Genomic DNA, 23,072 nt, shown 5'->3' on the forward strand with positions numbered 1-23,072 from the left:
TGACTTGCCAGTGTTTGGCCCTCCGGCTTCGAGCCGGAGTTTTCTTTTGCGGATTTGCGGAATCTGTTTGGGGAGGTAGCCGGGCAATTCCGCGGCCCACCCGCACTGGGCTCGGGCCGGGGCGTCCCCGCCTGGTGACAGGCGCCGGCAGGGCTAACGGGATCGGGCCCCGTGCCGGGAGGCGGAAGGGAGCATCGCGCGGAGATCGAGTTCACAACGGGCAAGCTGCAGCAGCAGGCCGTGCCGCGTATCGATCGATGCGCCGGTTGCCGGCAACCGCGAAAGCTGCTGCATCAGCACCTCGCGCCACTGCCGCAACGCCGGTGCCACGCGTAACGGATCGCCTCCGGCGTCAGCCGACGCGGCGAACCTCGCCGGGGCAAGGGGTTCCGGTGTCATGTCGGCAGTGCCGCTTCGGTGGGCATCGATGTCGCCGGTGGCACCTCGATCGCCGCAACGGCCCGATACCACGCCACGCCAGCATCATCGATACGCACATCGATATCGCCAAGCACCTGGAGGTAGTTGAGATAGGCGACGGTCTCGCCCGTGGCTAGTGCGTACTGGAGCGCATCGTTTGCCGCCACGGGCGCAGCAAACAGAACGCCGAACAGGTCGATCGCGCGCCGGGGCTCTCCCAACGCGTTGCGCAACCGCGCCCGGTCGCGCCAGAGCGACTGCTCGAACCGGTCGAGGCGCGCGTGCAGGCCTTCGAACGGATCATTGTGTGCCGGCAGTACCAGCACATCGTCCGGGACCAGCCTGCGGAAGCGGGAGAGCGATGCCTGCCAGCCGGCGAACGGATTCGCCTCGGGCTCCATCGGATGCACCGATACGTTGGGCGATATGCGCGGCAGAATCTGGTCGCCGGCAATCAGTACCGCCAGTTCATGCGAGTAGAGACAGGCGTGTTCAGGCGTATGGCCTTGCCCGGTCAGTACCTGCCACGTGTGGGCACCAATCCGCAGCGTCTCGCCATCGTTCAGACGTCGGTAGCTGCGCGGCAGGCGCGAGATCATGCGCCCCGCGCGCCCGAATCGCTGGCGATAGCCGTCGAGCGCGCCATCGTCCCAACCGGCGCGGCGATAGAAGTCGAGGCCTTCGCGCGGTACCTCCTGTCCGGTCTCTGCAACGGTGGCAAGGCTGTGCAGGTACTCCAACCGCGTCATCCAGAGCGGGCAACCGAATCGTTCCGTGAGCCAGCCCGCCATGCCGACGTGATCCGGATGCTGATGCGTGACCAGCACCCGTGTGACCGGCCGGCCGCCCAGCGGGCCTTCCAGCAGCATCTGCCAGGCCTCCACGGACTGCGGGGTATGGACGCCTGTATCCACGATCGCCCAGCCCTCGCCGTCCTCGATAGCCCAGACGTTGATATGCGACAGCGCATTGGGCAGCGGCAGACGCATCCATAACACGCCGGGCGCGATCTCGAACGCCTGCCCTGGCGCGGGCGCCTCGCCGCATGGATAGTGCAGCCTCGCGGCCGGCCTGCTGTGATGGTGTGAATCTGGTCGATACATGGGGGACTCCGTGGCCGACCGTTGCCGGCCGTCATTCTCTGCTTGTCATGCCACTGTAGTCACGCAACCCGCCGCCTCGCCCCTCCCCTGAAGACAGGGGCCACGACTGCCCGGTGGCCGGAAGCGGATCGGCCCGCCATGGATGTCCGACGCCGGCAACACACTGGTGAATTCCCTCATGCGCCAGGCACGGCCGCGGCGGGACCACCAAGTGCCGCATCAGGGCGTGGTTTCGGGACGGTGTGCGCATCCGCGATGGCACCCTCCCTACCCCTCCCCCCCCATTTTGATAGGCGAAGCAGGGGGGTGCCGTCTCTACTGTCGAGACGCGCAGGTCCTCCGGCCGCAGGATCTGCCGCGCAGCACAGCAGCATCGAGGGCCGACAACAGACAGCCTCAAACGTGGGCGTCACAAATCAAGAAGGCAGAGGAGACCTCAAAGCATGAAGAAATCACTTGTCGTACTGGCTGCACTCAGTGCAATGACCAGCGCGGCGCACGCGCAGTCCAGTGTCACGCTGTACGGCGTCATCGACCTCGGCGTCGAGTACATCAACCGGGTCGCCACGGCGCCGACGTCAGCATCGCAGACACTCGCAGGCGTTCCGCCGGCAGGTAGCCGCGTCGACATGCCTGGCACGGGCGGCTTGTCCGCATCGCGCTGGGGCCTGCGCGGTTCGGAAGACCTGGGCGGCGGCCTGAAGGCCATCTTCACGCTCGAGAGCCAGTTCAGTCCCGATACCGGTGCGTTCGCCGGCAACACCGGCATCTTCAATCGCCAGGCCTATCTCGGCCTGAGCAACCAGTATGGCAAGGTGACGTTCGGCAAGCAGTATTCGAGTCTTGCCGAAGGCATGCTGAACTTCTCGCCCACGCGCGCCGCGCCGGCGTATGAGCCGGGCGTCTGGTGGTTGGGCATCAACTACCGGCCCGCCAACACGGTCAAGTACACGGGCAACTTCGGGCCAGTGTCCGCCGCTGCCCACTACTCGTTCGGCACCGGCGTGGGCCTGACATCGCTGAGCCCCAGCGGCATTCTCTATGGCAGCGGCCTCGGTGAAACGCCGGGTGCCCCGCGCGACAACACGGCATGGGGTGGCTCGCTGGTCTACCTCGACGAACGCTTCGGCCTGGGCGTCGGCTACGACCAGTGGAATCCGGCTGGCTCGATCGGCGTCACCGGCAAAGTCCGCAAGGCAGCGATTGCCGGCAGCTATGCCAACGGCCCGATGAAGGTCATGGCAGGCTACCGTTGGGGCGACCAGACCTACGCCAACGGCAACACCGCCATGCGTGACGATTACTGGTTTGCTGGTGTCAGCTACCGCATCAACGCCGCGCTCGACTTGCAGCTAGCGTACTTCTACACGAACATCAAGCAGCTTGCCCTCTCCAACAGCAGCGTGCCAACCAACCCGGCCAACCCGCAGCAGGTCAGCTTCGTGGCCGACTACGCGCTGAGCAAACGCACCGACATCTACTTCACCACCGCGTGGGTGCACAACGGGGCGCTGGCCAACGACGGCCCGTTCACCGGCTACCTGTTCAACTATCCGCAGGCCCCCGGCCAGAAGAACATGGTCGGCGTGATGAGTGGCATTCGCCACATCTTCTGACGCTGGAGGTATCAGTACACGCATCAGATGCCGCGGCACGATTCGAAGGTTTCACGCTTCGTGCCGCGGCCAACATCAGGGCTCGTCGTGTCTGGCACATCATCGCCCGCCGCGCCGCGCCAACCCGCTGTTTTCGCATCCACGCACTACTGTCAAGCTGAGTACCATGCCTGTCCTTCGCAACTCCCCCACATCGTCCAGCCGGCAAACCGGCGCGTCCACGCCTGCCCGCGTGGCGGTCTGGCTGGCGACCTTCATCCTCGCGCATGGCAGTGCCGTAGCGCAGGTCGCACCAAAGCCCGCGACGGCCGCCACGCGCGCGGCCAATGCCGCCGTGCTCAAGGAGTTGCCGTTCCAGGACAGGCAGGAGTTTGAGGATGCCCAACGCGGCCTGATTGCCGCGCCGGATCTGGCCGAGATGCGTGCCGCCCACGGTAACGTCGGCACCAGCCTGGCCACCCTGCGCGCGCAGGTCGTCGGCAAGAATGCCCCGGATACCGTGAACCCGAGCCTGTGGCGCAACTCCCAGCTTCTGGCGAACTACGGGCTCTACAAGGTTACGGATCGCATCTACCAGGTCCGCAGCCTCGACCTGGCCAACATGACGTTCATCCAGGGCGATACCGGCTGGATCGTGATGGACACTCTGAGCTACTCGGAAACGGCGCGTGCCGCGTACGATCTCGTGACCAAGCATCTTGGCCAGCGCCCCATCGTCGCAGTGGTGTTCAGCCACTCACACGGCGACCACTACGCCGGCATCCGGGGGATCGTGACCGACGCGGAAATCCAGTCCGGCAAGGTGCGCATCATCGCGCCGGAAGGCTTCATGGAAGAGGCTGTCAGCGAGAACGTGATCGCCGGCAACGCCATGAGTCGCCGCGCGGTCTACATGGGCGGCGCGCCGCTGCCCGTCAATCCGCAGGGCCGTCTGGCGGCTGGTCTGGGCGTCTTTGCCGCCCCCGGCACCATGTCGCTGGTGCCACCCACCGACACGATCTCGAAGGACGGCCAGGAACTGGTCATCGATGGGGTGAAGATGGTGTTCCAGCTCACGCCGGGCACCGAGGCGCCCGCCGAGATGAATACCTGGTTCCCGCAGTTCAAGGCAATGTGGATGGCCGAGAACACGACCAACACGCTGCATAACCTTCTGACGCTGCGCGGCGCGCAGGTCCGCGATGCGCTCAAGTGGGTGGACGGCATCAATGCCACGATCACCAGCTACGGCAAGGACATCGAGGTCAAGTTCCAGTCTCACCACTGGCCGATGTGGGGCCACGACCGCATCATCGACTACTTCGAGAAGCAGCGCGACGCATACCGCTACATCCACGACCAGTCGGTGCGCCTGATGAACGAGGGATACGTCGGCACGGAGATCGCCGAAGCCGTCAAGCTGCCGCCCGAACTGGCGCAGTACTGGCCGAACCGCGGTTACTGGGGCACCGTCAAGCACAACACGCGAGCGGTCTACCAGCGTTACCTTGGCTGGTACGACAGCAACCCGTCCTCGCTCGATCCGCTGCCGCCCACACAGGCCGCGAAGAAGTACGTCGAGTACATGGGCGGCGAGGCGGCGATCCTGGCACGTGCCCACGCGGATTTCGACAAGGGTGAGTACCGCTGGCTTGCTGAGGCGCTACGGCAGGTGGTCTTTGCCAACCCCGGGAACAAGGAAGCGCGCGAGCTGCTGGCCGACACGTATGAACAGCTCGGCTACCAGGCCGAAGCCCCGTCGTGGCGCGCCGAGTATCTGCAAGGTGCGAACGAACTGCGCAACGGCGTGCCGAACATCCGCCGCATGCAGTCCGCCAGCCCCGACGTGGTCCGCGCGATGGCGCCCGAAATGCTGTTCAGCTACATGGCCGTGCGGCTGAACGGGCCGAAGGCAGCCGGCAAGCACCTCGTGCTGAATGTGGTCCTGACCGACGTGGACCAGCAGTACACGCTTGAGGTCAAGCACGGAGTGCTCAACCATTTCGCCAACGCGACACCCAGGGCGGACGCCACCATCAAGCTCAGCAAGGCCGTACTGGCGCGTTTGCAGCAAGTCGGGCCCACGAGCATCGAGCAAGCCATCGCAGCTGGCGAACTGCGCATCGAGGGCAAGCAGGAGGTGTTCGGCCAGCTACTGGGCATGCTCGATACATTCCCGACCTGGTTCAACATCGTGACGCCCAATCCTGAGCCAGCCTAGATCGCCGGGGGAGCCCAAGAAGGCGTCCCGCTACCCGCATCTTCCGAACCAGCCCCCCTCCGTTCACGCAGCCGGCATGAAGTCAGTTGAGTCGACAGTGCCGAGCAGCAGATTGCACACGACCGGCTCGCCGGTCGTTGTCTGCTCCCCTGGATCTGTTGCTGCCTCAGGTAGCATAGGGCGTTGTAAGCCCGCTGCGCCTCAAGCTCCACATACCACTGGGCGATCGTCCGCGTCCCAAGCATTTACAGCCCTTCGAACTATCGCATCGGACGTCGCAGATGGGTCGGCTACAGCCGGTTGCGCCGCCTTCGATCGTGAGTCATATGCCGCCGTCACCGGTCGTGGCGGAAGCCCAGAGCTGATGCCGGTGGTAGACGCTGGCTGGCCCCACCGAACTTCTACTCGCACCGGTACTTTGATACCTGGGCACCAGCTCGTTGCACGGCCTCCGATGCTTGTTGGATCTGTGCCGAATCTCGGCTAAGCATTGCCCGCTCAGAATTGGCAACGGCAGCCTGGTAGGACTGGCGAAGGGACGGACAGATGATGCTCGACGTAAGCCTCGCCTGCCCTTTCGGGTCGAAAATGGAAGATGGTTCAGCGCGATACTCGGCGTTTCGTTGACCGATGGATTTGCTTACCGTCTCAGTTCTTGCGTCGCTCTGACACGGGCCATCCTGCAACGTGACGTGTCCCGCAGCATTTCGACATTGATAAATGGTCTGTCCCGCAGCATTCGTGGCCATGACAAATATCGCAACGGCAAAGTATCCGCGCATGTTGGCCTTATGCAAGAGGCTGCACGGCTCGCGACTTTGGTTCGCTAATTGATCCTGACGAGCCAATTCCTTCGGTGGACCGTGGCGATACAACACTCTCGTAGTCACGCAGGATAGTCCGCAGATCGACATCCTTGGACGCGTAGCGCATGATCGGGATACCGGCCGATGCGAGAACATCGTTCTTTTGCTTATCGCGCTTCTGCGCCTTAGCACTTCCGTGCGAGGCGCCATCAAGCTCAACGACGTAGAGGGGCCGCATCGTCTTGCGCTCACAAACGAGGTAGTCGACATACTTCTGAGCGAACAGATTCCTCGCCGCTTGCGACTTTCCCTTATGCTGTACGAACGCGGACATCGCTACTTGGGGAAAGATGTGCGTGTCTATCAGGGCGGCCGTCAACCGTTCGAAGAGCTGTATCTCGTCATGGCGCAAGAATGGAGTCCTACGGGCAAAGCTAAAATTTGTCGAGGAACGCCCGCCTCGCCCTGCTGCCTTCAGTCTCGACACGACAACGATGACAATGGCGAAAAGGAACGCCAACCCAAGCATCGTTTTCACTTGACCCTCCCGTATCTGCTGTTATTCCGCGCGATACTAAGGGCTAGCCCGAGCTAGCTGCATCCCCCGATAGTGGGGCAATGCTGAAAGTAAAAGGGCAAGTGAAGATGGCATAGTGCCTTTCCCGCGGAGGTGGCTGACGCAAATAGGTGAAAGACACGGCCATACAACAAGTCTGGCTCCAACAGGAGATTGGCTGACCGAAGACTTTGATCGACGCCTTCGGCCGCCTCTATAGGCTGCAAATTCAACTGTCTGTACGCGATGCCGCTGCCCGGTTCTGCGAACTGACTGTCAACCTCCTAGGCGATCGTTGGCCTTCCGGCAGATACCAGCCCAATTGGCTGTGCCGCAGCCGACGCAGGGCTTCTCGAGGAATCCCCATTGCCTCGCTTGGCACGCCAGGCAGTACGATGCCCAAGTGTCCCTCTTCGACCCAACGATACACCGTCGCTCGCTCAATGCGTAGAAACCTGGCGGCGATCTTGACGCTGGTCCACCGCAAGTCACTAAGATTCTCGCCGTAGCCATATGGAACCACAACGCGAACCGACCAGCAGTACGGCAACACCCACTTGGCGAACATCAGATCCCGCTTGTCCCCGTGTTGCACGAGCGCGATCGCACGGCGCTGGATGTTCGCGGGGTCCAGGATCCGCCTGACGCACTCGTCAAGCGTCATGCCATTGCGCAAGACGGTTGCAATGTCGATGTAGTCTTCCCGATTGCCAACCGTCTTGTAGCGCCCGAACACGGCATCCACTGCCTGACCAGGGTACTTATGCTCTGCGCCGCACTTGCTATGGCCTAAGCGCCTTAACATGCGAGCCACGACGCTCATGGGAAGCTTGTACCGCTCGGAGAGCTCTCGGGCCGATTGCCCCCCACGCCTTGCAAGCCAGGCACTGTACAGATCCCTCAGCGACACTCTCTGAGTACGTTTCGCCCAAATCGTTCGGAAGGAATGCGCAGCCGGAAAGCCCTTCGAAGCGAGCGGCTCGATGTCAACTGGCCAATGGCCCGAGCTATCGAGGAAGATTGGCATCCAATAGCTCAGAACGCTTCCGTCAATTGCACGGGTCGCGAAGCGCTTGGCGACGGCTTCGCGTAAGAGATCATGCAGCCCAGAACAGTCCACATCTCGCATCCCTCGATACAGCTCGGAAGCGACCAGCTTCTGCAAGTCGCGGTACTTTGCATCAGTGACTTCGGCAAACTCGCTTACGAGAAAGGAAACGGGATCACTTAACCGCAGAAGCGCGTCGCCTGCCGCGGCAAAAGCACGGGCATCCCCGTTCTCGCCAAGCCCGCCCAGCCGTTGCCGCGCAGTGATCGCTTCGCCCAGCCACGCGTAGCCAAGGGCTCGGAGAAAAGACACGCGAACACCTCGCGACAGTCCTTGCAATGTGCATCGGGTCTCGCCCTCCACGCCTTTCCGTCGCAAGATGAATCGGGTGGCGGCCATCTCTCCATCACTGGCAGGCTCACGTGGCCACAGTGACAGTGGAAATCCACAGCAGCAATGCCAAAGGTCCGCTCGGTGCCACTTCAAAGGGCTTCCGCAGATCGGACATCGCGTGACGAGGCGTAGTCCGTGTACCGGGCATGCCAAAACACCTCGGCGTTCCCATTCGTCATGCCAGAAGGGATCATCCTCAAAACATGCCGGGCAAAAGCACGTACGGTGGCGCAGCCGATCGGACTCCGGCACCGCAGACTGTCTGCTGGCGGCTGCTTTTGCCGCTGCCGTCGTGACCGGCCTGCTCCTTGTGCGAAGCGCGTAGCCACGCGCGCTCTCGTTCTCCAAGCGCGTCCGGCATGCCAGCGCCGTCGGCATACGCGTCGGATTCATAGACGGCCAGTGGTTGAGCGGCGATATCGTCCACTCGTCGGCAACCCAGGCATTCCCAGCCAACGCTCCCCGTGCCATCTTAGAATGCCATGTCCGGACAGAACGGCTGTCCGACTTCGTCGAGTAGATTGTGGCTGAAGTTGCGATTGAACGGATTGAGTTTCCCGACCCCATCGTGCCAGATCGCCGCCGTAAACGCCTTCTCCATCAGGGCCATGCTGAGCTTTCGGTTGGCGGCGTCGCTCGTTTCGACGGCCTCGATCAGCAATTTCTTGACGTACCCGAGCGCGCCATGGGTGGCATACCACATGCGCGGGCCGTACAGCTCGCCCGCAAGTTCCTGCGCATTCTCAAAGGGGAGCTTGTCCGCCAAGGCCCGCAGGACGTCCAGAAAATCATTGAACTGCGCGGTATCTTCCATCGCGAAGGCGCCGATGTGCTGCACCGATGAAAAGCGGCCGCGCAATTGCTGATTCTTATCAAGAATCGCGCGCGAGCTCGGGAGTCCCATCAGCACCACGGAAACGCCGGCTCGATTCATGAGGCTCTTAACGGAATTCGCGTACCGGAGCAGCTTGGGATATTGCGACGATTCGGTGAAGTGATGAAACTCGTCGATGATGACCAGCTTGATCCGGCAGTACTCGGCGATTCGGGCAAAGCGGCTGATCAGTTCCTGCTCGCTGAGCGCCCGGCTCGTTGTCACGTCGAGTTGCAGCATGAGGGCGCGCGCAATGGATTTTTCGGTCGGAATGGTCGGAATTTCGATGTACAGAGCCGGAACGCTCGGCGTGCCGTCGATGATGGTCTTGGGGTGTACATCGAGAACGGACTTCGCCAGGGTTGTCTTTCCCACCCGCGTGTCGCCCACAATCAGCAAACCACGCGGGTCGGGCGAACGGAGCATGCGCTCCATCTTCTCCCTCAGCGCATGGAAGGCGGGATAGTCAATGATGTACTGCGACACCTCCCGCGTGGCCTGCTGGCCTTGCAGCTCATTCTTCATGGCTTGCTCCATTTGACGGATCGGCATTTGTCAACGGGATCGCCACGCCAAGACGCGTCTTACCGCCCAGAACGAAGCCGGGCAGATCCTTGCGTGGTCGCACACGGAAGACGCCAAGCACCGCGGGCACGCCGTCCTGGACGGACGTCCCTTCCGACGTTGGAGGCGATGGCCTGGCGCGACGGCCGGCATCCCTGGCGATGGCGGCGGCCTTGCGTCGTCGCATCGTCCGGTCCGCCTGCGCCTTCTCGACTTCTCGGCGGACCGCCTCACGGTTGCTGCTCAACTGCGCCGCATTCTTTGCGTGATGATTGCTGGCGCGTTGGCACTTCCTCAGGAGCTCGTGCTCGCGCAGTGTGAGCTCGCGGGCGTAGGTCGGATCGACGTTAGGCACGGCGAGCTCGAGTCGCGTCTCCGGATGGATGACCCAGACTCGCCCAAGGTCAAGCGGATCGAAGCGAACCGTGACCTCGCAGTGCAGGCCAAAGTGACACCGCAAGGCCTCGAGTTCTGCCGAGGCGTAACGTTGATTGCCGAACAGCTTGATGCCGCTTTTGCCGATATGCCGCCGCTCCCGCGGGCGGCATGCGCGCGAGACCGCCTCATCGCTATGCAGCGAATCGAGACAGTGCGACGCCGCGAATTGCTGCCAGGCATTTCCTGGCGTCACCCCTTTCAGTCCATCGTGAGGGGTCAATGCATAGACCGTATCGATCCACCTCCCAAGAACCGTGCGAAGCTCCGAGATAGTCAGGGTTGCATTGCCCTGCGCGTCATAACCGCGCCGCTCTTTGGGGCTCCCGTAAGTGGTTCCAGGCAATGAGCTGATGAAGCTTCGATTGACCGTCCCGATGAATCGCTCAACATGCCCCTTGCTGTCGGGGCGATAGGCCGGACAGAACATGGCCACGATATCCAGATCGGCACATGCTGCCTGGACCGCAGCGGAGTCGAATTCTTTGGCGCGGTCGAACAGCAGCATTTCGATCTGGCCGTGGGCCAAGCGTCGCGGCGGTGCGTTTGGCGAGTCGGTCTGCCGGTCAGTGACCCCTGCACCGTTATTGATGAGCTTCTGTTCCTGGGCCCCTCCGGAAAGACCGGTCATCGCTTGCCGCAGGAGGGCGAGAACGGTTTGTTCGTTGGGGGAAGCCAGTGACACCTCCCACGCCACGACCATGCGCGTGGCGACACAGACCATGACGGAAAAATATGGCCTGCCTACCGGCTCTCCTGTCACCTCATCGACGAGCATCACATCGAGCTGACCGTGGTCAGATTGGACACGCTGGAGCGGCCGCGACGGCCCCTCGCTCGGGTCTGCCTTGGACAGACTGAGCATCCGGTGCGCCTCGGCTGTTCCGACCTTCGCCCGCAATCTCTCGATGGCCGGTTGCTTCCGAAGAAAGCGGTACAAGGTCGCCCGGGTGATGGGCCGGTCAGGCAGGCCAAGCTTCCAGGCATTTTCCGCCGCGACCCGCTGATTGACCTCATCCAGAATTTCTACGATGGGGCGCCGCGGCCGCTGCAGGCACTGCTCCACGGCGCCGGAGATTTTTTCGATGTGGCCCGCGGCGAGGCGGGGCTTGCCTTTTCCGCCCCGCAGATCCGTATGCGACATCAGCCCCGCGAAACCGTCACGTAGCAGGGCGTGCCACCAGCGCACCACCGTAGAATCGGACGGTGGCTGGGGGTCACCGAGTCGCTGTGCCGCCTTACCGATGGCTTCGCGCAACCTGTCGCCTCGGCGGAAGCTCGTTGCGCCATGTTTCGCGACTTCGCGCAGATAATGGCGCCTTCGCGCGGTCTCTTTTCGCACGGAGTCCGGCGCATCCCGAAGCTGGCCGGTCGCCCCCGGCGCAATGGGGACGGACTCCAGGCCGATCTCTCCGGTGCTGAACTCAACGAGCTTGCCGTCTTGCAGGTCGCGACATATCACCGTCCGGGCGTCGAGCGCCACGCAAACCTGATAGGTCTTGCCACCACGCTGGAAGATCCGGACCCGGCCATCTGAGGTGATTGCCACCGTGTCCGCCTTGTCTTGTGCGCGAGGGGCGCCGGCGGCGCGCGCCCCCTTTTTCGATCCCGCAAGCTGATCGGCGTTCTTCATGTTCCACCCCCGGAATGGATAGATAAGCTGCCCCTAGAAATCGGCGCTCCCTGATTCACGTCGGTGGCATTTACGGGGCACCAATCAATTCGTCGAAGAGCGTAACAACCATCCCGCGTTGAGTGTCGCTTAGCAATCCCCGCTTGAGTTGCGCAGGGCTCAGCGCAGTCAATAGGGCGATGGACACCTTCGTAGGCGAAAATCCGCGGACGCGAAAATAGCAGCGCTCCGCTCCGCAATAGGCCATGAGATTTGCGTCCAGTGTTGCGCCGCGCGCGCGCGACCGCGCGGACGCGAGAACGAGATAGAAAGTCCCATTGCGAGAAAAGATAAAATCCGGCCGGTATTCAGCCGATTCTCCGCCAACAAACCGCGTGAGAACGCCCGGTTGCTCGCGAAACTCCTGAATGAGCTGCAAGACGGCACAAGCCTCCAGGAAACTCACAATCGGCAACAACTCCTTGGCGCGCAGCAGGATCGAGCGGCCCTGCGTCGGCGAGGGCCAGCGACCGTAGTAGCTCACCCCACGGCGCCCCCCCTGCGCGACCGAAGGGGTCCATCGAAAACCGCCAAGCGGATCCATGCGTGATAGAACTGCGGGCATATCAGCCTCCCACGAAGTATTTTTTAAATCACCTCGTGAATTGCAGGACGACAAAGTCCTTGACCTGGCATGCCCCCTGTTCAATACTGGGGTTGCATAGCCCAGTAATCGAACATCCGGCATGCGTAGGCCCATTGGTCGTACGCAGAATTCTGAACCGCGTGACGCAGCGCCAACTGCCGCACGCGGTTTTTCATTTCCGTTCGCCAAAACGGAAACGTCCAAGCTAAGCTTAGTCGGCGATACGCGGGCTTTCAAATCCCGAACCAATCGCCCACCGGATTAATTGCGGTCGGGCGATGCTTTGACGTGGCGGTACTCGCCACGATATAAATTAGGCCACTATTTGGTAGCGATTTAGCGACCCATTTGGTAGCCGAGCGCAGCGCGGCGGAACGGCGTCCGGCGTCAATGCGTTTCCGTGAGAAATCGATCACGGCCTCTTCACGGGCTCGCGCGGGAAGACGCCTGGTCGACGCCAGCGGCGGAAGCCGCCCTGCTAGTGGTCTGCCAAAGCTGCTGCATGGCTTGCAGCCTGCGCACACGCTCGGTCTTCACATAGCGGGTCGTTGTGTCCAGTGAGACATGGCCGACGTTCTGCTGGACGATCTCGACGGGCACACCGGCATCGAGCGCGTGCCATACGTGCGTGTGGCGCAGCCAATGGGTGGTGGCCCGCCCCAGGCGTGCGGCACTCGCCGGATCGCTCACGCGCAGCCCCTGCGCACAGCGGGCGAAGAAGGTCCGGATGTGCCGGTGGAAACTGCTGGCCGCGACGTGCCGCGTCGGGTCCCCCGCCGCCGCGCCACGCGCGCGCGCGGGCGAGGGATTCGCGCCGATCAGCGGGACCGCGGGCGACGCGCCCGGATCCGCCGGTAGCCCACGCGCCAGCAGATACGCGGAGAGTCTCGCCATCGAGTCCGGCGACACCGGGACTTGCCGGATGCGATCGCCCTTGCCCCGCACGGTGAGCCACCATCCCTCCAGTGGCGGCCTGCCCGGTTGCGGCAGGGCCTCCCACGACAGGTCGGCAGTGGTCGCCGCCAGCAACTCGGCCAGGCGCAAACCGGTATCGTGCAGGAACGGCAAGGCGAACTGCAGACGTCGCGAGGACAGCGTGTCGGGCAGTCTCGCCAGTGCCGCCAGCACGCCCTGCCATTGTGACGCCGTCAGGCCGCGCCCCGGATCCGGCCCGCGCGGCCCCTCGGCCGGCGGCACGACCGCACGCCACGGGTTGCCGATCAGATAGCCCTGGTCCACCAGGAAGGCGAAGAGGTTACCGAGCACCCCGACGGCGAAGGCACAGGAACGCAGCGACAGCGGCCCGGCAAATGGGCGCCAGCTGGCTTTCCAGCGCGGCTGTGCGCGCGGGCCGCACCACGCCGCGGGCGGGGCGAGTAGGAAGTCCCGATAGGCGAGACAGTCCTCCACCGTCATCGATGACAGGGCGCGCCGCCGCTCGCCCACGGCCCACAGCAGGAAGCGCTCGGCTTCCTTGCGGTAGGCCAGTTGGGTACACGTGAGTCGCGCGCCCGGAGGGGCCGGCAGATCCGGAGCCGGCAGATCCGCGGCCGGCACGACCGATGCGACGGACGGTGGCGGGCGGCGACGCCCGCGGGGCCGGCCCCGCGCAGCCAGCCAGGCCAGGATGGCCGCGCGGTCGTCATCGGCGTCCAGCAGGCACTGCCCGGGCGGCGCACGAAAGCGGCCCTGCCGTCCCGTGAGATCGTCGGGCACAATCAGCCGCTCCATCGGCATCAGGGCCGACACCCCACCAGCCGATAGGCTCCCGTCCAGCGTGTCCGATGGCGCTTGCCGGGCGGTCACGGGCCAGGCCGGCGCGTCCGCGAATTGGGCAGCCTCGAAATGCGCGGCCATGAACTGCGCCAGGGCGCCCGCCTTGATCGGTCCGATGCCGGGGATCGCGCCCCACCAGCGTTGGCGGCTCGCCATCCGGGCGCGCAGGGCATAGAGGGTCGGCAGCCCGGCAGCCTGGAGACGCTGCGCGATCGCATCGGTGAACCACGCCTCCACGCCATCCTGCAGGGCAACGGGCACCGCGACCCGTGCCTCCAGTGCGTAAATGGCGCCCAACTGCCGCCGCAGCAGGGTTGCACGGCGCCGCTGTCGCGCCAGCTCGGAATCAAAGGCGGCCTGATAGGCGGCGAGCTGCTCCGCTTCGGCGAGGTCGTCGAGCGCCTCGCGGTCGATGAACGCTTCCAGTGACGGCAGATCGTCCGGGAGGGGTGCGAGGTCGAGCCGCAGCAGCCGCGCCTGGCCGAAATCCCCGCCCCGGGCTGCCGCGGCGGACAGCTCCGTGCGTATCCATGCGGACATGCGGTGCACGTGCGGCGTGTCCTCAAACGCCCCGGCGTCGGGCAGATAGCGCTCCCAGGCGGCCCGGGGTGACAGCCCCTGGACCACCGCCCGCAGGTAAGCGAAGTGGCCGCGGTGCAGGCGGGCCCGCGTGACGCCGTAGGCATGGGGTGGCCGCGGCGCGCGCAGCGGGCAGAAGGCATCAGGATCAGACGTCACGTCACACTCCCCGGAGTCGTGAATCAGGCACGGCGTAGCGGGGTCGGCGGGGTCGTCAGGCGGGAGCAGGCGGCGGTCGGCCATGGGCGTCGGCCGTTCCACTATAGAAAATAAGACGACTTATCTTGCAGCGGATTTCAGGGGTCAACGCAAATCGCCCCCAGAAGCCTGCGCGCTCAGGCATGGCGGCATGCATGAGTCGCCCTCAACCTTAACGGGTATAGTGCGAGACACATCCACACTGACCGGAGGTTTCCCCTCATGCTGACGCAGGACACCGCCTTGCAGATCGCCTATGCCGGGCGGCCCGACATGCTGCTGCGCCTGGCGGAATTCGCCAGCAGCTATGCACTGGCCGATAAGCCCGCACTAATTGTGCAGGCGAGCCCCGAGAACCAGGACGCCGCGCCCCCCTTGGCCGACTCGGCCATCAAGATGGCGTTAAGCCACGGGACAAACCGCCAGGTAGCTTGGTGGGATGGCTTCCACTCCTCTCAGGCCGCCCGCCCGGTCTTCCGCGGCTGGGCGTGCCGAGACGCAAGGGACGATCCGCAATGGGCGCTCGAGATGCATCGCGACGGCTCGTGTATCGCCGGCGTGTGGGCCTTCCCGGACGGCCATCGCGAACCGGCCGGACCTTGTTTGCATGACTTCTATGCGGGCGCCTTCGAGGACTTCGTAGAAATGGCGCTGCGGCTCACCGGCGAAACGGCGCCATCCTATCGGTTGACGGCCACCCTCCTGCACGCAAACCGCTTGCCCTTCGTCACCGGCAATCGCGGCTGGTCTCGCACTACCCCAGCGCCACACCTCACTACGCTGCAGTGGCCCCTTCGCACCGTGTCACAACCCGATGCGTGGAACGCCGCCGTCACCGCGATGAATACTGAACTATTCGGCGCATACGGCCTTGTCTACCACCCCGAGTCGCGTTAGTACGGCGGGCCACGCACCGCGTCAGCGGAGACGCTCCACGAACAGTTGCCAGAGCACCTCCGCCGCGCCTTCGGGGGTCAGCTTTGCGTCGTTGCCGGACCATTGCTGCATTTGCTGGCGAAAGTACATCGCCTGATCATCCGCCTCGACATGCAGCATCTCGTTGTAGCCATTGTCCTGGGCATTGTCATTGCCGGAGTAGCCAATCTGCGCGCGCCCGCCATAGAGCCGACTGATGCGAACGTAACATCCCGCCACCTTCTTGCCGTCCCGATAGAGGGCGCCGGTAAAGCCCTCGTTGGAAATCGGCCGGAAACGCGCCTCGTAGCCCGGATTGCGCGGCGCCAACTCTTCCATCGAGTTCTCAAAAAAGGCGCGGATGTAGGCGAACCCCTCCTCGAGGAACCGATCCCGGTCGATGTCGCTGAACTGCTTGCGTAGCGCAAGCGTGCTTGAACGCGGCCGCGCAGCCGCCACCGGTGTGCTGGCCGGCGTCGCTTGGGCGAGCGGTGCCGTCGCCCCGCTCAGGCTCTCGCGTCGCGGCGCCACCAGTTGTCGCAGCGACTGCACAATGTCCACAAATGCATCATCGTGGGAGGGCCACTTACTGATCGGCTTGCCGTCCTGTGGCAGCGCCTTGAGACGGCCAAACGGCGCTGAGTGCCAGTCGCAGGGCCGCACAATCAGAGGAACTACGATGGCGGTGCCCGCCGCGTGCCGTGCCAAGGCGCGGGTCATCTCGATGCCATAGCAGTAATCCGAGGCCATAAAGTCGGCGCTGACCAGCATGAGGATCAGGTCGGCGCCCTCCAGTTCGGCACTGACATGGCGGTCGATCTCCCCTCCGGCCGGAATCCGATGGTCGTGCCAAAGGTCAATCAGCCCCTGCTTACGTAGGAGGGAGAGGTGTTTTTCGAGTTCGGCACGGTAGGATTCGTCTGCGTGACTATAGGACACAAACGCGCGCGTCATGGCGGCTCCGATGACCAGGGATTTCGCATTCTAGCCAATCCTTGCATGCACCGGCGCGCCGCCACTGCTGTCGGAGCCTTTCCAGCGCTTTGGGCGCTGCGGCGAAGTGAGTCGAAGCCGCGTACCAGAGACTGCGATGATCCGCCCCAGATCACGGTCGGGAGGCGGGGTGAGGAAAGGTATGCGTTCATACAATCGGAGGGGTCTATTACATGATCGAGAAGATCGACATCGAGAATTTCGGGTGCTATGCCAATTTCGTTTGGAACAAAGCAGTCAGGGATCCGGGCAACAACGTTGCCAAATTCAAGAAGCTCAACGTCCTGTACGGTCGCAACTATTCTGGCAAGACCACGCTCTCGCGTATCGTCCGCGCCCTAGAGACTGGCTCGATATCGCCTCGCTATGCTGGGCCGGCGTTTCAGGTGACGCTGTCTGGTGGCGTCCTGTCTCACCACAATATTCCCACCCATGCCCACACGGTACGCGTCTACAACAAGGATTTCGTCGATGAGCACTTAGCGTTTCTGCGAGATGAGACCGGCCACATTTCACCCTTTGCCGTGCTGGGCCAGCAAAACAAGGAACTCGAAGCGCAAATCGACGCCTTGGAGAAGGAACTGGGCAGCGTCGAGTCGCAGACGGGTCTGCGGCACGACTTTCAAGTCAAGAAGGTAGCGCACGCTAACAAGCACAAGCTGGCTAGCGATGCGGCCGAGGGCCTCGAACGGTTGCTTGTCGACAAGGCCAATCGACGCCCGACTGGCATCAAGCACAACCCGCTGTACCGAGACGCGACGTACGACATTCGTAAGCTCAAGCTCGATATCAAATCCGTGAAGGATGGCAGCCTTGCGCCCCTAGCCGAGGAGGACAAGAAAGCCCTGATCGCGCTACTCGGCGAAGCTCCGCTGCCCGACGTCCGGCTCTTACCGTCGTTCAATCCATCGCTCGCGGCGCTCGGTGCCACGACCAACAAGTTGATCACCAAGAAGATCCAGCCAAGCGCGCCGCTCCAGGAACTGCTGAACAATGCCGTCCTGCAAAGTTGGGTGAAAGCCGGTATCGGCCTCCACCGCGATACGCGAACGACGTGCGGATTCTGTGGCACACCTCTGCCGGCAGCGTTGTGGGATACGTTGGGCGGCCACTTTAATCAGGAATCGGCCGACCTCGACAGTCAAATCACCGCGGTGTTAGGCGAGATTTGGAAAGAGCGCGGTCGCATCGACGCCCTGCTTCTAATCAGCCCCAAAGCCTTTTACGCATCGCATCGGGCGCGCTTTGACGAGCTGGCGCGCACGTTGCAGGAACTCCTTGATCGCTACCGAGCCAGCCTGCACGCACTAGAGACCGAGCTGACCGCGCGCCGCGACAATATCTTTGTCGAGCGACTGCCTCACGACGCCTTGGATCCGTCACCGTCGATTGTGGAAGCCATCGCGGCCATCAACGTGCTGATCGACCTGAACAATCAGGCAACCGCATCGTTGGCAGACACACAGGCAGCTGCGCGCACTGAACTTCGTCTAGGTGAGATTGCGCAGTTCGTGGCGGATATTGGCCTCGCAGCGGAGGAAGATCGAATCCGTGGGCTGTCGGCCGATGCGAGCACTGCCAAGGCCGAGCGTGATGCAATCGAAACAGAGGGCAAGCAACGCAGTGAAAAGATCGCTCATCTGAAAACCCAGCTTCGCGATGAGCGCCGGGGCGCCGAGCAGGTCAACCGATATCTTGGCCACTTTCTTGGACATGGTGGCTTGCGGTTGTCGGCCTTGGAAGCGGAAGGCTCGACCACGTATCGGTTCCAAATCATGCGCGGGGAGCACGCAGCGTACAACCTCAGTGAGGGGGAATGCAGCTTGGTGGCGTTCTGCTACTTTCTTGCCAAGCTCAAGGATGTCGACACCGAGGGTAAGAAACTAATCGTCTATATCGACGACCCGATCTCGAGCCTGGACAGCAACCATATCTTCTTCGTTTTCAGCTTGATCGAGACGTACCTCGCAAAGCCGCTCGAAGACAACGATGGCAATGTCATCAAGGACGCCAACGCCAAGCCGACCTATCGGTATGAGCAGCTGTTCATCTCTACTCACAATCTCGAATTTCTGAAGTACTTGAAGCGGCTAACGAAGCCCGGGAAGGACAATGAGAGCTTCCTTATCACGCGCAAGGACTCATCCAGCGCAATCGGGCTGATGCCGCATTACTTGCGCAACTACGTGACTGAGCTGAACTATTTGTTCGGTGAGATTTTTTGCTGCGCAGATGATGCCAATGCCACGGACCAGTTCCATAGCTTCTACAATTTCGGCAACAATCTACGGAAGTTTCTCGAGGCCTTTCTCTTCTTCAAGTATCCCTCTGCCCGGAACGACCGCGCCGATCATGATGAGCGCGTCAGACTATTTTTTGGTGACGGCTCCAATACGGAGGCCTTCGTCCAGCGACTCATCAATGAGTTTTCGCATCTGGGCGAATTCATCGATCGGAGCACGCAGCCAATCGATTGCACGGAGATTGCGTCCCTCGCAAAGTTTGTGCTGAAGAAGATTCGCGACAACGATCGCCAACAGTTTGATCACTTTCTGCTCAGCATCGAAAGATCGGATCCCTTTGCACAAGCCTGAGCGGTCTTCGTCCGGAGCTTGAGTCGTAATCGATCAACTCCGGATACGCATGCACGTTCGAGTCGCGACGTGCAGCGGAAAATATTGGCGGCGCTTCGGCACGAGAGCCACGCAGCGGCCCACGCAGGTCTCCGCACCGAACACAAGCCGAGAATACGATCTGCCTCAGGACTCGACGGTGCACTGAACACCGCGCACCAATCGCTTACGGCTACGCCAACCGGTGACTTAGCCCACCATTGCTCGCAATTCCAGAGCCTATAGCGGATGCGCTGGCCGCAAGGGCCGTTCTGCGCAACGCGGCGTAAAGCGTCGCCTTGACATCGCCGCCACACTCGAGCAACGACCGGCGTTCGTACGAGAACCGTCTTGCTGCCGCGGCGTGCGTCGCTTCGGCCATCGCATCGACGACACGGGAGCATTCCCTGTGCGAGCGCCAGCAGAAGAACACCATTCGACAAATCCCACGGAGGTCCCGCCGCCCCGAAATCGGCCTCCATGGCCGGATCCGAGTCGTCCAGTGTACCCATTAACTTTGAGAATTCAACCCACAAACTGTGAGACAGAACCCACAAACTATGAGACGTGACAGGCCGATTGACCCCCTGCGGCAAAGCGCCGCGCAAACTTCTTTGAGCACGATCAGGCGTTTCGTACTAAACTTTCACAAAATTCTGAAAGTTCGAAACGAACATGCAACTCTCGCCCCTGATCCAGCGCTTTGTTCTCCACTTCGGGGAGATGGGCAGTCGCTGGGGGATTAACCGAACGGTTGGTCAGATTTACGCCCTGCTCTTCACGGCCTCGCGCCCCCTCAACGCCGACGAAATCGCCGAATCTCTTGGGTTTTCGCGCTCGAATGTCAGCATCGGTCTGAAGGAACTGGAATCCTGGAATCTGGTGCGCCTGTCCCACCAGCCCGGCGACCGGCGCGAGTACTTCTCCGCGCCCGACGACGTCTGGGCCATCTTCCGCACGCTGGCCGAGCAACGCCGCCGGCGCGAGATCGATCCCACGTTGTCGATGCTGCGCGAAGTGCAGCTCGAAACGCCGACATCACCCGAGGATCTCCACGCGCAGGCGCGCATGAAGGAGATGTACGGGCTGATTTTCCTGGTCACCACGTGGTTCGGCGACACGCAGAAGCTTGACGTCGCCACGCTGGAAAAGCTGATGCGCCTGGGCTCGCGCGTCACCAAGCTGCTCGACGTGAAGGACCGCCTGACCTCCGCCATCGGTATCGGCGGAGACAAGGCATCCAGCAAGGCATCGAGCAAGCCAGCCCCCCGGGAAGCCGCCAAGGCCCCCGCGAAGTCCGCCCGTTCCCGCAAGGAGTAATTCGTGTTTGCAAGTGTCGATCCGGTGATACTGGCCCGCATCCAGTTCGCCGCGAATATCACGTTCCATATCCTCTTCCCCACCATCAGCATCTCTCTGGCGTGGGTTCTGCTGTTCTTCAAGCTGCGCTACAACAAGACCGGCGACGAAAGCTGGATGGACGCGTATCGCGTCTGGGTGAAGATTTTCGCGCTGACATTCGCGCTGGGCGTGGTCAGCGGCATCACGATGAGCTTCCAGTTCGGCACCAATTGGCCGGGATACATGGAGACCGTCGGCAATATCGCGGGCCCGCTGCTGGCCTATGAAGTCCTGACCGCGTTCTTCCTGGAAGCCACCTTCCTGGGCATCATGCTGTTCGGGATGCGCCGCGTCAGCAACCGGATGCACACCATCGCCACGCTGCTGGTGGCAGGTGGCACCACGCTGTCGGCGTTCTGGATCCTGGCACTGAACTCGTGGATGCAAACCCCGGCCGGCTTCGAGATGATCGACGGCCGCGCGCATGTGACAAGCTGGATCGAGGTCATCTTCAACCCGTCCTTCCCCTACCGTCTGGTCCACATGCTGCTGGCTTCCGGTCTTACCGTTGCCTTCCTGGTGGCCGGCATTTCCGCATACCGCTGGCTGCGCAACGATCGCAGCCGCGAAGTCCTGCATTCGATGCGTACGGGCGTGGTGCTGGCGGCAATCCTGATTCCGCTGCAGATCGTGGCCGGTGACCTGCACGGCCTGAACACGCTGCATCACCAGCCGGCCAAGATCGCGGCAATGGAAGGTATCTGGAAGACCGAGAAGGGCGCGCCGGCTGTGCTGTTCGGCCTGCCCAACGCCACGACGCAGTCGAACGATTTCGAGATCGCGATTCCGAAGCTGGCATCGATCTACCTGACCCACAAGATCGACGGCGAAATCAAGGGCATCGACGCATTTGCCGATCGCCACCCGCCCGTAGCCCCGCTGTTCTTCGCGTTCCGCATCATGGTTGGCGTTGGCCTGCTGATGCTCGCAGCCTCGTGGGTCGCTGCGTGGCAGTTCCGCAAGCGCGGCGCACCCGCGCCGTGGATGGCGCGGCTGCTGGTGGTGATGACGTTCTCCGGCTGGGTCGCACTGGTCGCCGGCTGGTACGTCACCGAGATCGGCCGCCAGCCGTATCTGGTGTACGGCGTGCTGACCACGGCGCAGGCTGCCTCCAAGGTGCCCGCGACGATGATCGGCAGCACGCTTGCCATGTACCTGACGCTCTATGCCGTACTGATCGTTGCCTATATCTCGGTGGTATTCCACCTGGCGCGCAAGGCCGGCAAGTCAAAGGGCGATTCCTCCCAATCCGTTATCCCAGGTCAGCTCAGGAGCGCGCAATGAACCCGGCCACGATGCACGATCTCTCCCAGCCGGCCGGCTGGATGCCGCTGGTGTTCCTGGCGTTGATGGGCTTGTCGATGCTGATCTACGTGATCCTTGACGGCTACGATCTTGGCGTGGGCGTGCTGCTGCGGCGCGCCGACGACGCCGACAAGGACACCATGATCGCCTCGATCGGGCCGTTCTGGGACGCCAACGAAACGTGGCTCGTGCTCGGCGTGGGCCTGCTGCTGACCGCGTTTCCAATGGCGCACGGCGTCATCCTGACGCAGCTGTACCTGCCCGTGGCGCTGATGCTGGCCGGCCTGATCATCCGTGGCGTGGCATTCGACTTCCGCGTCAAGGCACGAGACCCGCACAAGCCCTGGTGGAACTTCGCGTTCTACGCCGGCTCGCTGCTGGCCAGCTTCTCGCAGGGTCTGATGCTCGGCCTGTACATCACCGGCTTCCGCTACGACCTGCCCAACCTGCTGTTCGCCGTGGCCGTGGGCCTGTGTCTGGTGGCCGGCTACTGCCTGCTGGGCGCAAGCTGGCTGATCATGAAGACCACGGGCAACCTGCAGTTGCGCGCGATCTACTGGGCGCGCCGCAGCCTGTGGCTCACCGCGATTGGCGTGGCCGCCATCTCGATCGTCACGCCGATGGTCAGCGAGCGCATCTTCGAGAAGTGGTTCTCCCTGCCGAACATCATCCTGTTGGCGCCGATTCCGCTGCTGACGATGGTGCTGTTCGTGGTCATCGAGCGACTGTTGCGCCGGATGCGTGAGCTGCACGCGAACGGCAACGACCGCTGGTGCTGGGTGCCGTTCGTGGGCACCGCCGTGATCTTCCTGCTGGCGTTCAACGGCCTGGCCTACAGCCTGTTCCCGTACCTCGTGGTCGATCGCATCGACATCTGGCAGGCGGCCAGCGCGCCGGAATCGCTGATGGTGATCCTGATCGGCGCGGCGATTGTGCTGCCCACGATCCTGGGTTACACGGCCTACGCGTACCGTGTATTCTGGGGCAAGGCCACGGACCTGCGTTACGACTGACCCCATC

17 protein-coding genes and 1 pseudogene are annotated in these 23,072 nt (G+C 62.8%); 7 read left to right on the top strand and 11 right to left on the bottom strand.

Annotated elements, in window-relative coordinates; translation table 11 throughout:
• Nucleotides 1-153: 153 nt before the first annotated feature.
• Both B2246_RS13925 and B2246_RS13930 read right to left on the bottom strand, forming a co-directional pair.
• The gene (locus B2246_RS13925; RefSeq protein WP_035884057.1) at nt 154-399 is read right to left on the bottom strand and encodes a hypothetical protein; all 246 of its coding nucleotides are present in this window, start codon (nt 397-399) and stop codon (nt 154-156) included.
• Complete coding sequence (locus B2246_RS13930; RefSeq protein ID WP_008652499.1) at nt 396-1,523, bottom strand: MBL fold metallo-hydrolase; 1,128 nt, start codon at nt 1,521-1,523, stop codon at nt 396-398. Before B2246_RS13930 ends, B2246_RS13925 begins: the two co-directional genes overlap by 4 nt.
• 443 nt (nt 1,524-1,966) lie before the next feature.
• On the opposite strand from B2246_RS13930, the gene B2246_RS13935 reads away from it, so the two are divergent.
• Together B2246_RS13935 and B2246_RS13940 are read left to right on the top strand one after the other, a co-directional pair.
• On the top strand, nt 1,967-3,139 hold the full coding sequence (locus tag B2246_RS13935; RefSeq protein ID WP_008652497.1) for a porin: 1,173 nt from the start codon (nt 1,967-1,969) through the stop codon (nt 3,137-3,139).
• A gap of 166 nt (nt 3,140-3,305) precedes the next feature.
• Nucleotides 3,306-5,339, top strand: a complete 2,034-nt coding sequence (locus B2246_RS13940) for an alkyl/aryl-sulfatase (RefSeq protein WP_080709852.1) — start codon at nt 3,306-3,308, stop codon at nt 5,337-5,339.
• A 401-nt stretch (nt 5,340-5,740) separates the two neighbouring features.
• Here the strand turns inward: B2246_RS13940 and B2246_RS29165 are convergent, their stop codons facing one another.
• The 8 genes and pseudogenes from B2246_RS29165 to B2246_RS13970 form a co-directional block, all read right to left on the bottom strand.
• On the bottom strand, nt 5,741-6,121 hold the full coding sequence (locus B2246_RS29165; protein WP_411431806.1) for a DUF4124 domain-containing protein: 381 nt from the start codon (nt 6,119-6,121) through the stop codon (nt 5,741-5,743).
• 7 nt (nt 6,122-6,128) lie between these two features.
• A complete protein-coding gene (locus tag B2246_RS13945; RefSeq protein ID WP_035884059.1) occupies nt 6,129-6,674 on the bottom strand; it encodes a DUF2726 domain-containing protein in 546 nt (181 codons plus the stop codon).
• Nucleotides 6,675-6,930: 256 nt separating this feature from the next.
• Complete coding sequence (locus B2246_RS13950) at nt 6,931-8,148, bottom strand: hypothetical protein (protein ID WP_035884062.1); 1,218 nt, start codon at nt 8,146-8,148, stop codon at nt 6,931-6,933.
• 129 nt (nt 8,149-8,277) lie between these two features.
• Nucleotides 8,278-8,709, bottom strand: a pseudogene (locus tag B2246_RS29170) (TniQ family protein); the annotation flags it as partial.
• The gene (locus B2246_RS13955) at nt 8,615-9,541 is read right to left on the bottom strand and encodes a TniB family NTP-binding protein (RefSeq protein ID WP_286882316.1); all 927 of its coding nucleotides are present in this window, start codon (nt 9,539-9,541) and stop codon (nt 8,615-8,617) included. The gene B2246_RS13955 and the pseudogene B2246_RS29170, both read right to left, overlap by 95 nt.
• A complete protein-coding gene (locus B2246_RS13960) occupies nt 9,531-11,648 on the bottom strand; it encodes a Mu transposase C-terminal domain-containing protein (protein WP_286882317.1) in 2,118 nt (705 codons plus the stop codon). Before B2246_RS13960 ends, B2246_RS13955 begins: the two co-directional genes overlap by 11 nt.
• A gap of 70 nt (nt 11,649-11,718) precedes the next feature.
• Nucleotides 11,719-12,231: a hypothetical protein gene (locus B2246_RS13965; protein WP_286882318.1), complete on the bottom strand. Its 513-nt coding sequence runs from the start codon at nt 12,229-12,231 to the stop codon at nt 11,719-11,721.
• A gap of 465 nt (nt 12,232-12,696) precedes the next feature.
• Nucleotides 12,697-14,871 (bottom strand): phage integrase family protein, encoded by a 2,175-nt coding sequence (locus tag B2246_RS13970; RefSeq protein ID WP_286962655.1) that lies wholly within the window; start codon nt 14,869-14,871, stop codon nt 12,697-12,699.
• 177 nt (nt 14,872-15,048) lie between these two features.
• On the opposite strand from B2246_RS13970, the gene B2246_RS13975 reads away from it, so the two are divergent.
• Entirely contained in the window at nt 15,049-15,723 is a 675-nt protein-coding gene (locus tag B2246_RS13975) for a hypothetical protein (RefSeq protein ID WP_035884068.1), read from the top strand.
• 21 nt (nt 15,724-15,744) lie between these two features.
• On the opposite strand, the gene B2246_RS13980 is transcribed toward B2246_RS13975, so the two are convergent.
• Nucleotides 15,745-16,695: a toll/interleukin-1 receptor domain-containing protein gene (locus B2246_RS13980; protein WP_035884069.1), complete on the bottom strand. Its 951-nt coding sequence runs from the start codon at nt 16,693-16,695 to the stop codon at nt 15,745-15,747.
• Nucleotides 16,696-16,907: 212 nt separating this feature from the next.
• Here B2246_RS13980 and B2246_RS13985 point away from each other — a divergent pair, with 212 nt between their 5' ends.
• The 4 genes from B2246_RS13985 to B2246_RS14000 all read left to right on the top strand — a co-directional run bounded on the left by B2246_RS13985 (nt 16,908) and on the right by B2246_RS14000 (nt 23,065).
• On the top strand, nt 16,908-19,328 hold the full coding sequence (locus tag B2246_RS13985) for an AAA family ATPase (protein ID WP_035884071.1): 2,421 nt from the start codon (nt 16,908-16,910) through the stop codon (nt 19,326-19,328).
• A 693-nt stretch (nt 19,329-20,021) separates the two neighbouring features.
• Complete coding sequence (locus B2246_RS13990) at nt 20,022-20,666, top strand: GbsR/MarR family transcriptional regulator (RefSeq protein ID WP_008652475.1); 645 nt, start codon at nt 20,022-20,024, stop codon at nt 20,664-20,666.
• A gap of 3 nt (nt 20,667-20,669) precedes the next feature.
• On the top strand, nt 20,670-22,031 hold the full coding sequence (locus B2246_RS13995; protein ID WP_017511167.1) for a cytochrome ubiquinol oxidase subunit I: 1,362 nt from the start codon (nt 20,670-20,672) through the stop codon (nt 22,029-22,031).
• The gene (locus tag B2246_RS14000; protein ID WP_286882320.1) at nt 22,028-23,065 is read left to right on the top strand and encodes a cytochrome d ubiquinol oxidase subunit II; all 1,038 of its coding nucleotides are present in this window, start codon (nt 22,028-22,030) and stop codon (nt 23,063-23,065) included. Before B2246_RS13995 ends, B2246_RS14000 begins: the two co-directional genes overlap by 4 nt.
• Nucleotides 23,066-23,072: the final 7 nt, after the last annotated feature.

Source organism: Cupriavidus sp. UBA2010 (assembly GCF_002335265.1).
Classification (GTDB): Bacteria; Pseudomonadota; Gammaproteobacteria; order Burkholderiales; family Burkholderiaceae; genus Cupriavidus; species Cupriavidus metallidurans.